Annotated in this window: 13 protein-coding genes; 5 read left to right on the top strand and 8 right to left on the bottom strand. The window is 61.6% G+C overall.

The genetic code is table 11. The annotated features are described in order from the left end of the window. Nucleotides 1–122 precede the first annotated feature (122 nt). Nucleotides 123–1,091, bottom strand: coding sequence for a LacI family DNA-binding transcriptional regulator (locus PQG80_RS08450; protein ID WP_271750823.1), 969 nt, complete (start codon nucleotides 1,089–1,091; stop codon nucleotides 123–125). Between the two features lie 198 nt (nucleotides 1,092–1,289). On the opposite strand from PQG80_RS08450, the gene PQG80_RS08445 reads away from it, so the two are divergent. From PQG80_RS08445 to PQG80_RS08435, 3 genes are read left to right on the top strand one after another with little or no spacing between them, the layout of a single operon-like run. Beyond that, complete coding sequence (locus PQG80_RS08445) at nucleotides 1,290–1,814, top strand: helix-turn-helix transcriptional regulator (protein WP_271750822.1); 525 nt, start codon at nucleotides 1,290–1,292, stop codon at nucleotides 1,812–1,814. A 52-nt stretch (nucleotides 1,815–1,866) separates the two neighbouring features. Then, nucleotides 1,867–3,399: an MFS transporter gene (locus PQG80_RS08440; RefSeq protein ID WP_271750821.1), complete on the top strand. Its 1,533-nt coding sequence runs from the start codon at nucleotides 1,867–1,869 to the stop codon at nucleotides 3,397–3,399. A 1-nt stretch (nucleotide 3,400) separates the two neighbouring features. Then, nucleotides 3,401–4,363: a serine hydrolase domain-containing protein gene (locus PQG80_RS08435; RefSeq protein WP_271750820.1), complete on the top strand. Its 963-nt coding sequence runs from the start codon at nucleotides 3,401–3,403 to the stop codon at nucleotides 4,361–4,363. A gap of 97 nt (nucleotides 4,364–4,460) precedes the next feature. Here the strand turns inward: PQG80_RS08435 and PQG80_RS08430 are convergent, their stop codons facing one another. Then, a complete protein-coding gene (locus PQG80_RS08430; protein WP_271750819.1) occupies nucleotides 4,461–5,594 on the bottom strand; it encodes a M20/M25/M40 family metallo-hydrolase in 1,134 nt (377 codons plus the stop codon). A 90-nt stretch (nucleotides 5,595–5,684) separates the two neighbouring features. Here PQG80_RS08430 and prli42 point away from each other — a divergent pair, with 90 nt between their 5' ends. Next, nucleotides 5,685–5,783, top strand: a complete 99-nt coding sequence (prli42, locus tag PQG80_RS08425) for a stressosome-associated protein Prli42 (RefSeq protein WP_271750818.1) — start codon at nucleotides 5,685–5,687, stop codon at nucleotides 5,781–5,783. Here the strand turns inward: prli42 and lipB are convergent. The 5 genes from lipB to lpdA all read right to left on the bottom strand — a co-directional run bounded on the left by lipB (nucleotide 5,746) and on the right by lpdA (nucleotide 12,005). Further along, nucleotides 5,746–6,456 (bottom strand): lipoyl(octanoyl) transferase LipB, encoded by a 711-nt coding sequence (lipB, locus tag PQG80_RS08420; protein WP_271750817.1) that lies wholly within the window; start codon nucleotides 6,454–6,456, stop codon nucleotides 5,746–5,748. The two genes, prli42 and lipB, sit on opposite strands and share 38 nt — an antisense overlap. Nucleotides 6,457–6,614: 158 nt before the next feature. Continuing rightward, on the bottom strand, nucleotides 6,615–8,012 hold the full coding sequence (locus PQG80_RS08415) for a dihydrolipoamide acetyltransferase family protein (RefSeq protein ID WP_271750918.1): 1,398 nt from the start codon (nucleotides 8,010–8,012) through the stop codon (nucleotides 6,615–6,617). Between the two features lie 54 nt (nucleotides 8,013–8,066). Further along, nucleotides 8,067–9,053 carry an alpha-ketoacid dehydrogenase subunit beta gene (locus tag PQG80_RS08410; protein WP_271750816.1) on the bottom strand — a complete coding sequence of 329 codons (987 nt, stop codon included), beginning with the start codon at nucleotides 9,051–9,053 and terminating at the stop codon, nucleotides 8,067–8,069. 2 nt (nucleotides 9,054–9,055) lie between these two features. After that, complete coding sequence (locus tag PQG80_RS08405; protein WP_271750815.1) at nucleotides 9,056–10,084, bottom strand: thiamine pyrophosphate-dependent dehydrogenase E1 component subunit alpha; 1,029 nt, start codon at nucleotides 10,082–10,084, stop codon at nucleotides 9,056–9,058. A 481-nt stretch (nucleotides 10,085–10,565) separates the two neighbouring features. Further along, nucleotides 10,566–12,005, bottom strand: coding sequence for a dihydrolipoyl dehydrogenase (lpdA, locus tag PQG80_RS08400; protein WP_271750814.1), 1,440 nt, complete (start codon nucleotides 12,003–12,005; stop codon nucleotides 10,566–10,568). Between the two features lie 308 nt (nucleotides 12,006–12,313). On the opposite strand from lpdA, the gene PQG80_RS08395 reads away from it, so the two are divergent. Then, a complete protein-coding gene (locus PQG80_RS08395; RefSeq protein WP_271750917.1) occupies nucleotides 12,314–12,631 on the top strand; it encodes a DUF2627 domain-containing protein in 318 nt (105 codons plus the stop codon). A gap of 101 nt (nucleotides 12,632–12,732) precedes the next feature. On the opposite strand, the gene PQG80_RS08390 is transcribed toward PQG80_RS08395, so the two are convergent. Further along, a complete protein-coding gene (locus tag PQG80_RS08390; protein ID WP_271750813.1) occupies nucleotides 12,733–13,626 on the bottom strand; it encodes an AraC family transcriptional regulator in 894 nt (297 codons plus the stop codon). Nucleotide 13,627 lies beyond the last annotated feature (1 nt).

Here is a 13,627-nt window from a genome sequence, read left to right as displayed (position 1 = left end):
TATAAAAGCAATTGAAATCGCTGTCAATGTGGTTTATACAGCCAAAATACATTTTAGGGGTAAATTTTTAAGTAAAATCAAGTAAAATGTGACATCTTAGCATAGAACGCCTTATCCTAATCCTATTTAACTGTTTTCCGCCAGCGAATCGTCGCGCTCAGCTTGAACGGATCGGCGGAAGCGTCCTCGCCGCCCATGAGCTCCAGCAATTTCTTGGCTGCCAGATAACCGCTTTCGTACCTGGGGATCGCGACCGTGGTCAGCCCCGCCATCGCCGCCATCGCCGAATCGTCGAACCCGGTGACGGACACATCCTCGGGCACGCTGACGCCGTGTTCTTCGAACGCTCTGATCGCGCCGAGCGCCATGTTGTCGTTCGCGCAGACGACGACCTCCGGCAGATCGTTGCTCAGCAGCATCAGCTTGGCCGCTTGATAGCCGCTGTCTTCGCGGTAGTTGCCGTGGTAGTAATATCGCTGGTCGAAAACGATGCCGTTGCGCGCCAGCGTGTCCGAGAAGCCGGCGAACCGCTCTTGATTGTCCAGCGTGAAGCCGAGGCCGCCTACGTAGCCGAACCGCTTCATCCCGCGGTCCGCCAGCGCCTGGACCAACTGGCACATGACCGGGTAATTGTCCACGATGACGCTCGCGGCGTTGGCATTCCCGCTCTCCATGATTCGGTCCATCAGGACGACGGGCATTTCCTGGGCCGCGACGCCGGCGAGGAATTCGTCGGACATGCTTGCGTCGAGGCAGATGGCGCCGCTGGCGAAGCTGGCCCGCATGAATTCTCCGCTCGACTTGTTCGTGCAGATGACGAGATTAAAGCCGTTTTCCGTAAGGCAGTCGCTGATTCCCTGGATGATCTTTAAGTAAAAATCGCGATCGAAGTCGCTAAAGATGAACAGCACCGTACGGTTTTGTTCGGCTCTCGCCTTCTTCCCCCCGTTGACCGCGTAGCCATGCGCCTCGCAGATCCGCAGTACGCGCTCTCTGGTCTCCGCGCCGACGTTTTTGCGGCCGTTCAGCACGTTCGACACGGTGGATATCGATACGTTCGCGATCTCGGCGATCTCCTTTAAGCCGATCATTGTTGTTCTTCCCTTCCGGACGATTTTAATTCCTATCTTAAAACAAACTATTTTTTTTGTAAAATTTACTTTCCGGTTTTACTTCGATTTTTTTCCTGCTTTTTGCCAAATTATATATTGACTCGATATATATCGTATCGATATAATAAAGCCGGGATCGATGAGAGAAAATCCGCATGAAACCGAGGGGGACTTCGCTTGAACAGCCAGGATGTCATACTAGGTTTGCTGCACCGCGCGCCGCTGTCCGGTTACGAGATCAAGCAAAAGCTGGAGATGCCGCTGTCGTTTTTTTTCGATGCCAGCTTCGGAACGATCTATCCGACGCTCGCGAAGATGGAGGCGCTCGGTTATATCGTCAAGGAGAGCGTCGTGCAGGAAGGACGTCCGAATAAAAACGTTTATTCGCTCACCTCGGAAGGCAGGGCGCAGTTCGAGCAATACTTGCATTCCCCCGTCGAGAACGACAGTTACCGCTCCGATTTTCTCGTGCGGATGTTTTTCGGGGAGTATACGGACCAGGAAACGCTTGCCGACTGGATTCGCGACGAGATCCGCAAGACGGACGCGGAGGCGGTGCAGCTTGAGCGGATGAAGACGGAATGGGGGAAGGACATGCCGGCGTCTAAGACGCTGTGCCTGGATATCGGCATCGAGCTGAACGAATCCAAAGCACAGACGTTGCGCGAGGCGTTGAAACGGCTCACCGGCGCCGACGACTGATGAAGGCGTGCTGCGATCGATTTAATCATCGAATAGGAGGTTTACTTTAAATATGTCAACCGCGTCCAAAAAAACGGGACTCATCGTGTTATCCATGGCGCTAGGCCTGCTGATGGCCTCGCTTGACAACACGATCGTGTCCGCAAGCATGAACAAGGTGATCGAGAACATCGGCGGCTTTGAAAAAGTGTCCTGGGTGTTCACCGCCTATATGCTCGCCTCCACCAGCACCATGCTGATCTTCGGCAAGCTGTCCGACATGTTCGGCCGCAAACGGTTTTATCTGATCGGCATCGGACTGTTCCTCCTCGGCTCCGCGCTGTGCGGAACGGCGCAGACGATCGACCAGCTCATCTGGTACCGCGTCATCCAGGGGATCGGCTCGGGCTCGGTGTTCCCGATCTCGTTCTCCATCATCTTCACGCTGTTCGCGGATCCCAAGCAGGCGGCGAAGCTATCGGGCGTGATGGGCGCCGTATTCGGCTTGTCTTCCGTAGCCGGTCCCCAGCTCGGCACGCTGATCTCCGAGCAGATGAGCTGGCGCTGGTGCTTCTACGTGAACCTGCCGATCGGCTTCGCCTCGATGCTCGTGCTCGTCTTCTCGCTCCGCGAATCGAAGGCGGAGAAAAAGCCCCGCATCGACTACTGGGGCGCGATTCTGCTCGTAGCGTCGACCGTATCCGTGCTGATGGCGCTGGAGCTCGGCGGCAAGGATTATGCATGGGGCTCCTGGCAGATCGTCGGTTTATTCGCACTCGGCGCGCTGGCCGGCGCCTTCTTCATCGGCGTGGAGCGCAAGGCGCAGGAGCCGATGCTTCCGCTGTCCATTTTCAAAAACCGTCTCGTGCTCGGCATTAGCCTGCTCTGCTTCTGTCAGGGGGTCATCATGTTTTCCGCGATCGCCTACCTGCCGCTGTACGCGACGGCCGTTCTCGGAAAAACGAACGCAAACGGCGTGCTGACGCCGATGATGGCTTCCCTGATCGGGGGCGCGATCGTCTCCGGGTTTTTCGTCGCCCGCATTCGCTTCCGCACGATCCTTTTCGTCAACATGGCGCTGGGCATCGTCGCAGCCATCCTGCTGATGAACCTGCGGTCGGATATGCCCTACTGGCAGGTGATCGCCATCATGATCCTGCTCGGCCTCGGCGTCATCGGTCCGCTGATGAGTCTCGGCCAGACCGCGGTCGCGCTGTCCGTACAGCCGCGGTATATCGGCATCTCCTCCTCGGTCGTCGGCTTCTGGCGCAATATCGGCGGCGTCATCGGCGCTTCCGTCATGGCCGTGCTCGTCAACGCCAGCCTCAAGGACAGCTCGCGCGAGGCCGTCTCCAAGTTCAGCATTCCAGCCGACCAAGCCGGCAGCCTGGCCAATCCGGAGACGGTCGTCAGAGGCGCAGCCGGCATGCCGGCCGACCTCCTGGCCTTCATGCGCGGCGAGATCGGCGGCGCGATCTCGCACGGCTTCGTCCTGGCGCTCTTCGTCATGATCGCCGGCGCGCTCGTCGCGCTGACGGTCGGAGGCGCACGGTACCGCAAGCCGGACGAATCGACCGCAGCGCAGACAGAGGCGGTCTCCGCTTAATATGAATACGGACCATCTGTCCGGTGCGATCGCATCCTATAACCCGCGCAGCTTGCTTGTCAGCCATGAAGGCCGCCTGCTTTTCGAGCATTACCGGGAACCTCTCATGCAAGAGGAACCTGCGGTTATCAACTCATGCACGAAAAGCGTCTTGTCCGCGCTGGTCTGCTGCGCCCTTGGCCGAGGGCTGCTGCCAGATCCGGATACGACGCCCGCGTCGGCGTTTTTTCCGCAGCTTGCGTCAGATCGCGACCCCCGCAAGCGAGATATGACGCTGCTCCACCTGCTGACGATGACGGCGGGTTTCCGCTGGCAGGAATTCGGAGGCATACATTCTTTTCCCCGTATGATTCGCACGGCGGATTGGATCGCGCATGTGCTGGAGCAGCCGCTGTCCGAGCCTCCGGGGACGCGGATGACCTATAACTCCGGCGTCTCTCAGATGCTCTCCGCCATCCTGACGCAGGCGACGGGCATGTCCGTCGCCGGGTTCGCCGAGCAGACGCTGTTCGCCGATCTAGGAATTGAGCGATACGCGTGGGAGACCGATCCGCAGGGGATTCACACCGGCGGCTTCGGACTGCGGCTTCTCCCGGCGGATCTGCTCAAGTTAGGCGAGCTCATGCTGCATCGGGGCCAATGGCGCGGCGCGCGGCTCTTCCCGCCCGAATTGGCAGACAGAGCCGTCCGCCCCGTCGCCAGCGCAAGCCCGCCTTATGAAGGCAACTATGCGTGGCATTGGTGGTGCGCCGCATATCCCGCCTCCGAGGCCAAGCTCGCTGGCGCGCCGGAAGGCAAACGCGCGAATACCATCCGTTACTACTACGCTCAGGGGTTCGGCGGCCAATTCGTCTACGTCGTCCCGGACGCGAAGCTCGTCGCGGTCGTCACCCAGGACAGCCGCAAGCGCAAGCAGCCTCATCTATTCGCCGAATTGATCGGGCCGATGATTGCAGATGCTTGATCCGGCCACCAGTTCTTAGGTCAAGTTATCAGATACAAGCAAAAAACCGTCATCCAGTGAATTACGCTGAATGACGGTTTTGTCTTTTATTTACGGTTCACGAACGATTTCTAGCTTGTTCCACGATGGCGAGGACAAGCTCGGTTACCTTGACGATATCGTCGGCCTTGATCCGCTCCTTGGTCGTGTGGATGTCTTCGTATCCGACGGCCAGATTGACGGTCGGCACGCCGTTGCCGTTGAACATATTGGCGTCCGAGCCGCCGCCGGAGGCGAATAAGCTCGGCGTCAGCCCGACGCTGCGGATCGCGGCGCTCGCGATCCGGATGACCTCGTCCTCCTCGGTGTAGCTATAGGCCGGATAGATGACCTCGCTGACGAATTCGAACGATGCCCCCGTCTCTTCGCAAGCACTGGCGACGGCCGCCCGCATGAGTTCCGCCTGGGCTTCAAGCTTCTCGTTCGAGCGGCTTCGCACCTCGGCGTAGATCTTGATCTTGTCGACGACGACGTTTACTTCGCCTCCGCCCTCGAAGCGGCCGATGTTCGCGGTCGTCTCATCGTCGATCCGGCCGAGCTTCATCTTGGAGACCGCCTTGGACGCGACCTGGATCGCGCTGATGCCGTCCTCCGGATTTACACCCGCGTGCGCGGCTTTTCCTTGAATCGTAATATATTGCCGCGAATTGGTGATGGCTGCGGCGGCGATCTCGCCGACCTTGCCGTTCGAGTCGAGCGCGTAGCCGAACTTCGCCCTGAGCCGGGAGCCGTCCATCGCGCGCGAGCCGAGCAAACCCGATTCTTCGCCGACCGTGATGACGAACTGTACGGCGCCGTGCGGCGCCCCGCTCTCCTTCAGCACGCGCAGCGCTTCGAAGATCGCGGCGAGGCCCGCCTTGTCGTCGGCGCCGAGGATCGTCGTGCCGTCGCTGCGGATATACCCGTCGCCGTCCAATCTGGGCTGGATGCCGCGCCCCGGCGCCACCGTGTCCATATGGGACGTGAACAGCAGCACGGGCGCGCCCTCCGCTCCCGGCGTAGCAGGCAGCCAAGCGAACAGGTTACCGGAGCCGTGCCCGATTTGCGCGGCGACGTCGTCCTCCTCGATCGCCAGGCCGAGCGCCTCGAACTTGGCGATGAGTACTTTACGAATCTCCTGCTCGTGCTTCGTCTCGCTGTCGACGCGCACCAATTCCATGAATTCCTCTATCAACCGTTCTCTCTGGACCATGGGAAACCTCCTCGTAAGCGTTCGTCAAATCGGTTAAAATAAGAGATAAGCTATTGTTAAGATATCATGCCGCAAAGGATGGTTCCTTCAATGAACAACTCGCGCTGGTTCAAAATCGTCGTCTACGTCATGCTGATCGCCATGATCGCCTCTACCGTGCTGCTGTCGATCGGATCGCTGCTTCAGTAAGGGGCCGCTCGCCGTCGTAGCCGAAAATGTCGCGAAAATGCGGCAGCGCTCTGTCGGCAATCTCCTCGACCGTTAGGGTCAACCCCGTCTCGGCTTCCAGCGAGGTGACGCCGAACTCCTGGATGCCGCAGGGGACGATCCCCTGGAATCCCTCCTGCTCCACGCCGCGCTTCACGTTAAACGCGAAGCCATGGCTCGTGACGAAGCCCCGCCGGCCGCGGGCGCGGTTGAACTTGACGCCGATCGCGGCCACCTTGCGGTCGCCGATCCAGACGCCGGTATATTCCGGCTTCCGCCCGCCCTGCAGCCCGAACTCCGCTAGCAGTCGGATGAGCGCTTCCTCGAGGTCCCGCAGGTACTTGTGCAGATCGAGTCCCTCGGCGTCGAGGTAGAGCAGCGGATAGCCGACTAGCTGTCCCGGCCCGTGATACGTGATATCGCCGCCGCGGTCGATCTCGAACACCGAGATGCCGCGCCGCGCGAGTTCGTCGGGAGACATCAGGAGATGCTCCGGATGACGGTCCGTGCCGATCGTATAGGTCGGCGGATGCTCGAGCAGCAGCAGCGTATCTTCGCGCTCTCCCGCGCCGATCTCCCGGATCAGCGCTTTTTGCAGATCCCAGGCTTCTCCGTATTCGATGCGCCCGAGTCGGGCCGTGTCCAATATGCGCATGTCAGACTCGCCTCCATTAACCTCCATATTGTAGCGCAAGCCCGGAGCGCTCGCAAACCGCGTGACGTGCTTTATCCCGCGTCGTCCATGCGCACAAGGCGAAGGCCGCCCGCGACTGCGATACGCAGCGCCGGCGGCCTTCGCCGCGTTCGATCAAATCAATAGATCTTGGTCTCGGGGCCATAGCTCTCGAGGTTTTCCTTGACCCGCTGCAGGAAGCGTCCGCAGATGACGCCGTCCAGGATGCGGTGGTCGAGGGAGAGGCACAGATTGACCATCGACCGGACGCCGATCATGTCGTTGATGACGACCGGACGCTTCACGATCGATTCGAACGTCAGAATCGCAGCCTGCGGGTAGTTGATGATCGGCTGAGACAGGATCGAACCGAACGAGCCGGTGTTGTTGACCGTGAACGTGCCGCCCTGCAGATGATCCAGCTTCAGCTTGCCGTGCCGCGCCCTGTTCGCCAGATCGTCGATTTCGTGCGCGATGCCGGCGATGTTTTTCTGATCGGCGTTCTTAATGACCGGCGTGATGACCGAATCCTCGGTACCGACGGCCAGCGCCATGTTGATGTCGCGCTTGACGATGATCTTGTCCGTCGCCCATACCGAATTCATGATCGGGTAATCCTTAATGGCATTGACGGCTGCCTTGACCAGGAACGGCATGTACGTCAGGTTGATGCCCTCGGCCCGCTTGAATTCATCCTTGAGCTTGCTGCGGAGGACGACGAGATTGGTCACGTCGACCTCGATCATCGTCCAGGCGTGCGGAATCTCGGTCACGCTCTGGCGCATGCGGGTCGCGATCACGTTGCGGATCGGCGTCACGTCGATAAAGTACTCGCCGCGGCCAGGCAGCTCGTGTCCCTCGATCTCGATCGTAGGGATGCGCGGCGACTCGGATAGATGGAGCCCCCCGGTTCGAACCTGGACGCGAGCGTCCATCTGCTCGAACGGAGCGGCCGTGACCGCCGCTGCGGGCGACGCGGCCGGTGCCTGCGGCGCAGGCACCGCTGGCGAAGCGTTGGCAGGGCGCTGCGCCTCGGGCGCAGCGCCGCCGGCCGATGCCGCGGCCAGCACGTCGGCGCGCGTGATGCGTCCGCCCATGCCCGTGCCCGAGAGTCGGGCGAGGTCGATGCCGTGCTCGGCCGCCAGCTTCAGCACGGCCGGCGAGTAGCGCTGACGCATCTCTCCGGCGGCTGCTGCGGCCGGTGCCGGCGCCTGCGGCGCCGACTGCGCATCGCGTTCGGCCGCGCGTACGGCCTCATCGGTCGGCTGCAGGCCTGCCGCGAGGGCGCCGCCCGGAATCTCCGCATAGGCGTCGGCTTCCTCCGTCTCGATCAGACAGATCGCGCTGCCGACGTTCACCGTCTCGCCTTCTCCGGCCAGCAGCTTGACGAGCACGCCGCGCGCCGTCGAAGGCAGCTCCGCGCTCACTTTGTCGGTGATCAACTCGCACAGGGGCTCGTACATCTCGACGTATTCGCCGGGCTTTTTCAACCAGCGGTCCACCGTCGCCGTCTCCAGCGACTCGGCCAGCTTCGGCATGATGATTTCGGTAATCTTTTTGGTCAAGTCCGTTCAGCTCCTCCCGGGACGTTCTTAGTAGCGTGCCAACTCGAGCATGGCCGCCTTCAGCTTTTCCTTGTTCAGCATGAACATCTTCTCTCCGACCGGATTGTAAGGCATGGCCGGCACGTCCGGTCCGCACAGACGTCGGATCGGCGCGTCCAGATCGTACAGCAGCTCTTCGGCGATGATCGCCGCGACTTCGCCGCCGATGCCGCCGGTCTTGTTGTCCTCGTGGACGATCAGCACCTTGCCCGTCCGCGCCGCGGCTTCGAGGATGCCCTCGCGGTCGAGCGGCTGAATCGTGCGCAGATCGAGGATATGCGCCTCGATGCCTTCCTCGCGGGACAGCTCTTCGGCGGCTTGCATCGCGAAGTGCAGCGGCATGCTGTAGCTGATGACCGTGATGTCGGTGCCTTCGCGCAGCACGTTGGCTTTGCCGATCGGCACCGTATATTCGCCTTCGGGCACTTCGTCGCTGACGAGGCGGTAACACTTTTTATTTTCAAAAAAGATGACGGGATCCGGATCGCGAATGGCGGAGATGAGCAATCCCTTGGCGTCGTAAGCGGTCGCGGGCGCGACGATCTTAAGCCCCGGGGTGCCGAAGAATACCGATTCCGTGCACTGCGAATGGTACAACCCGCCGAATACGCCGCCGCCGATCGGCGCGCGGATGACGACCGGACAGCTCCAATCGTTGTTCGAGCGGTAACGGATCTTCGCGGCTTCGCTGATGATCTGGTTGGCGGCCGGGAACATGAAGTCGGAGTACTGCATCTCCGCGATCGGCCTCATGCCCGCCATCGCCGCGCCGATCGCCACGCCTGCGATCGCGGATTCCGCGAGCGGCGTATCGATCGCGCGGTCTTCGCCGAACTGCTGCTGCAGTCCTTTTGTCGTGCCGAACACGCCGCCCTTCAGGCCCACGTCCTCGCCGAGGACGAACACGCTGTCGTCTCTCTCCATCTCTTCCTTCATGGCCAAGCGGATCGCGTCGATATATTCGATGACCGGCATGCTCAGCGCACCTCCCCATTGTCTTCGGCGTACACGTAGCGGAAGGCGTCCTCGGCCGCCTGGTAAGGCGCCTGTTCGGCATAAGCCGTCGCCTCGTCCAGTTCCTTGCGGATTCGCTGCTGCAGCGCCTGCTCGCGCTCTTCCGACCATAGTCCGAGGTTCTCCAGATAAGCGCGGAAAACGGGCAGCGCGTCCTTCCCGCGGTTCTCGTCCACTTCTTCCTTCGTGCGATACGCCATATCGTTGTCCGACGTAGAGTGCGGCGTGACGCGGTACGTCATGATCTCGATCAGCGTCGGACCCTCGCCTGCCAGCGCGCGCTCGTGCGCCTCGCGGAATACGCGGTATACCTCGAACGGATCATGGCCGTCGACCCGGATGCCGGGGAACCCGTAGCCGAGCGCCCGGTCGCTGATGCGGCCGGCGGTCTGCTTGGACAGCGGCACCGAGATGGCATAGCCGTTGTTCTCGCACACGAAGATGACTGGCAGCTTCTGCACGCCGGCGAAGTTGCAGCCTTCATGGAAGTCGCCCTGGTTGCTCGAACCCTCGCCGAACGAGACGATGGCTACGCCGTCTTCGCCCCGCAGCTTCGACGCGAGCGCGAAGCCGACGGCGTGCGGCACCTGCGTCGTGACCGGGCTCGAGCTCGTCGCGATGCGCAGACGGCGGCAGCCGAAGTGCGCGGACATCTGGCGGCCGGCGCTGTTCGGGTCCTCGCCTTTGCCGAATAGCGCCAGCATCAGCTCCTTGACGGTCATGCCGATCGTTAGCACGAGCCCGTAGTCCCGATAATACGGCAGAAACCAATCCTTCTCCCGATTCATAGCAAAGCCCATCGCCACCTGCGACGGTTCCTGCGTGATGCCCGAGATATGAAAGTTGACCTTGCCCGACCGCTGCAGCACCTGGCCGCGTTCGTCGAATCTGCGCGCGAGCATCATCGTCTCGTACATGGCGACGGCCTGCTCGTCCGTCAACCCTAGTGCCGCATGTCTCGCCTGCTGATCAACGCTGCCTTTTTGACTCATGGCGCGTCCCTCCCGGCTTCTTGGATTTTTTAGTTTGTATGTGTTTTATAACCTGGTCTTAATACTTGAACCTAGAACCTATTATACAGCGGTCTTCGGCAAAAAGAAACCGCGAGCGAGGGCCGGGTGCGCAGGAGTTGCGTTACGCTGCTTTTCGAGGTAACTCCGCCAGTAAGGCGCCGTCCGAGCTGAGTTACGCTGCTTTTCGAGGTAACTCCCGCCGCTAGGGTGCCGTCCGAGCCGAGTTACGCTGCTTTTCGAGGTAACTCCGCCAGTAGGGTGCCATCGGTGCCGAGTTACGCTGCTTTTCGAGGTAACTCCCGCCGCTAGAGTGCCGTCCGTGCCCAGTTACGCTGCTTTTCGAGGTAATTCCCGCCTAGTAACACCGCTCGCCCGCTGCCACAACGCAACAGCGGTCTCGCCTTAAAAACCGGGCGAAACCGCTGCTGCGAAACGCCGCGGCTAGCGCGGGCGCTCCAGACTATGAGCCGTGCGACGCCGAGCCGGAGACGGCCAGCATCACTTCCTGCATCGCCTCCGACAGGGTCGGATGCGGATGAATCGCGCGGCCGATCTCCCAAGGCACCGCGTCCAGCAGCTTGGCGAGCGACGCCTCGGCGATCAGATCGGTCGCATGCGGACCGACGATATGTACGCCGAGAAGATCGCCCGTCTTGCGGTCTGCGACGGCCTTTGCGAAGCCTTCGGACTCGCCGTGCACGAGCGCCTTGCCGAAGATGCGCATCGGCAGCTTGACCGCGCGCACGTCGTAGCCTGCAGCCTTGGCCGCGGCTTCCGTCCAGCCGATCGCGGCGGCCTCGGGCCTGCTGTAGATCGCGCGAGGCACGTCACGGTCGGCCGTCCGCGGGACCGGCTGACCAAGCAGGTGGGCGACTGCCACCTCCGCCTCGTGCATGGCGGCATGCGCCAGCTGCACGCCGCCAACCACGTCGCCAATGGCGTAAATATGCGGTTCGCCGGTCTGCAGCGTCGCCGGATTGACCGAGACGAAGCCCCCGCTCGTCTTCACGTCCGTATTTTCGAAGCCGAGGTTCTCCACGTTGCCTACGCGTCCGACGGATACCAGCATCCGTTCCGCACGCAGCGACTCGGACTCGCCCCCCGCCGTATCGATCCGCACGGACACGCCGCCGTCTGCGGCATCGCAGGATGCTGCGTCCAGCTTCGCGCCGAGCCTGAGCGCGACGCCGCGCTTCTCCAGCTGCCGGGCGAGCTCCGTCGAGATGTCTTTGTCCTCGCCGGGCAGCAGCCTGTCGGCCGTCTCGACGAGCGTCACGTCCGTGCCGAAGTCGGCCAGCATCGACGCCCACTCGACGCCGATGACGCCGCCGCCGACGATGATGGCGCTGAGCGGACGGGACGGCCATCCGAGCGCCTCGTCGCTCGTCACGACATGGAGGCCGTCGTACGGCAATCCTTCGAGCCTGCGCGGCCGCGACCCCGTCGCGACGATCAGGTGGCGCGGCACGATCGTCTCCGACTCGCCGTCCTCGATCTCCACGGCGACCGCGCCGGCGCGCGGCGAGAAGATCGAAGGCCCCATCAGCCTGCCGGTTCCCCGCACGACCTGGATCCGGTTCTGCTTCATCAGCGCCTCCACGCCTTTGTGCAACTGGGCGACGACGTCGTCCTTGCGCTGCAGCACGGACGGCCAATCCACGGTCGCTTCGCCGGATTCGGACAAGCGAACGCCATAAGCTGCCGCTCCCCGCACGGTCGCATAGACCTCCGCGCTGCGCAGCAGCGCCTTGCTGGGGATGCAGCCTCTGTGCAGACAGGTGCCGCCCAGCTTGTCCTTCTCGATTATGACGACGCTGCGTCCCGCCTGCGCGGCGCGAACGGCGGCCGTATAGCCGCCCGGTCCGCCGCCCAATATGGCGACATCGACTTCAATCGGCATATATAGGTACCTCCGGTGTTCGAATTTTAATAGCGTATGTATAAAGGCGAACGGCGTCGGCATATTTTCGGGCGCCTCGCGTTCATTCGCGCCAATCTCTCTCATTATAGCGTCAACGCCAGAAATAAGAAAACCGCAGGACAAGCGCGATGCTTCGCCCTCACCGCAAAGTTTTCGCCAACGGCATCCATTTTTGTGAAAAAGCGAACGATTCAGCTTCTTAGCTTCCTTTCCGTTCTCATTTGAGATGGACATATTCTCGATAAATCGCTATCATATAAACATAGAACAGGAAGGTGGACAAACCGTTGAAGCTCGTCATCTCGCGCTTGATCGCCATTCTCTTGCTCGTCGTGCCGGGCATCGCCGCCGCGTACGGCTTCCTCCTTATGAAGGATGCTTTGTTCGATTATTTCGCCCAATTCGGGGACGTGAACCTGCCCAATCCTGACTTTGACTTTTTGCACTTTTTGCTGGGATTCGTTCTGTTTATCGTCGGCGTCGGCTTCATCGCCGGGTGGATTTTTTTCCGGGATCGCAAGCACAATTACGTATCGCCCCGCTTCCGGGCGAAGCGTCCCCCGCGCCCGCCGCGGGACGGCAGCCAGACAGGCGGAACCCCATGAATCGAATGGCGTAAAATGGATGAAAAAGGAATGGCGCCCGGCCGGGCGCCATTCCTTTTTATTTTCTCCCGACCGCGCTCGCCCACGTATGAAGCAGCGCGCTATCCCAACGCAGCTGCGGCCGCCTGCTTGCGGTACGCCTTGGGCGTACAGCCGTATACGCCGCGGAACAGCTTGATAAAATAACTGAAGTTGTCGAACCCCGCCTCCAGCGCCGCCTCCGATACCGTAAGGTCCGTCGACGCCAGCCTGCCGGCCGCATAACGGATCCGATAACGGTTAAGATACTCGATCGGCGTCTTGCGCATATAGGCCTTGAACATGCGGCTGAAGTGACCCTCGCTCATGCCGGCGACGCCGGCCAGCTCCCGTAGGCTGAGCTTGCGCGCGAAGTTCGTTTCCATGTACGACAGCGCCTGCTTCAAGCCTTCCGCCGCCAGATTCTCCCCCTCGCCAGTAGGCGACCGCGCTTGCCACTGCCCCGCGTCGATCAGATCCGCGAATAGCGCGAGCAGGCCCGCCTTCACGCGCAGCTCCCGAGCGGGATCCGGGGCCAGCTCGAGCCGCTGGATCGCCGCCAGCGCAGAGACCGCCGCCTCGCCCCAGGGCGTCCCGGGTGTCCAGTGCGCGGCGATGCCCGCATGCCCGCGCTGCAGCGGACGCAGATAGCGCGCCGAGATGTTGTCGGCCGCCCCCCCGTCCAGCCAGCCCAGGTCCAGGACAAGCGCCTCGTACGCGCAATCCGAGCCGTGAAGCGGATATCCGCCGTGCAGCAAGCCGCCGGGTATGAACAGCGCCTCCCCTGCGGACACTTCGTAGGCGGCCAATCCGATCTGAAAGACGGCGCGACCCTCCGTTACCCGCAGGAACTCGAACTCCTCGTGCCAATGAAAATCGAGGATGCCCGCCTGGGCGGTCCGCCTCTGCTGGTAATAGCCGACTGGGAATCCCGGCGTGCCGTGCTGACGGTCTTCTTTTAACAATCTCTTGTCCATC

This window comes from Cohnella rhizoplanae (assembly GCF_948329515.1).
In the GTDB taxonomy this organism is placed as follows: Bacteria; Bacillota; Bacilli; order Paenibacillales; family Paenibacillaceae; genus Cohnella; species Cohnella rhizoplanae.
The sequence above is the reverse complement of the archived record's forward strand: the minus strand, read 5'-3'. Positions and strand labels throughout refer to the sequence as shown.

Bases quoted from the DNA above. Each gene is read 5' to 3' on its own strand.
- PQG80_RS08450 (WP_271750823.1), bottom strand. From the start codon at position 1,091: ATGATCGGCTTAAAGGAGATCGCCGAGATCGCGAACGTATCGATATCC.
- PQG80_RS08440 (WP_271750821.1), top strand. From the start codon at position 1,867: ATGTCAACCGCGTCCAAAAAAACGGGACTCATCGTGTTATCCATGGCG.
- PQG80_RS08435 (WP_271750820.1), top strand. From the start codon at position 3,401: ATGAATACGGACCATCTGTCCGGTGCGATCGCATCCTATAACCCGCGC.
- PQG80_RS08430 (WP_271750819.1), bottom strand. From the start codon at position 5,594: ATGGTCCAGAGAGAACGGTTGATAGAGGAATTCATGGAATTGGTGCGC.
- prli42 (WP_271750818.1), top strand. From the start codon at position 5,685: ATGAACAACTCGCGCTGGTTCAAAATCGTCGTCTACGTCATGCTGATC.
- lipB (WP_271750817.1), bottom strand. From the start codon at position 6,456: ATGCGCATATTGGACACGGCCCGACTCGGGCGCATCGAATACGGAGAA.
- PQG80_RS08415 (WP_271750918.1), bottom strand. From the start codon at position 8,012: ATGCCGAAGCTGGCCGAGTCGCTGGAGACGGCGACGGTGGACCGCTGG.
- PQG80_RS08410 (WP_271750816.1), bottom strand. From the start codon at position 9,053: ATGCCGGTCATCGAATATATCGACGCGATCCGCTTGGCCATGAAGGAA.
- PQG80_RS08405 (WP_271750815.1), bottom strand. From the start codon at position 10,084: ATGAGTCAAAAAGGCAGCGTTGATCAGCAGGCGAGACATGCGGCACTA.
- lpdA (WP_271750814.1), bottom strand. From the start codon at position 12,005: ATGCCGATTGAAGTCGATGTCGCCATATTGGGCGGCGGACCGGGCGGC.
- PQG80_RS08390 (WP_271750813.1), bottom strand. From the start codon at position 13,626: ATGGACAAGAGATTGTTAAAAGAAGACCGTCAGCACGGCACGCCGGGA.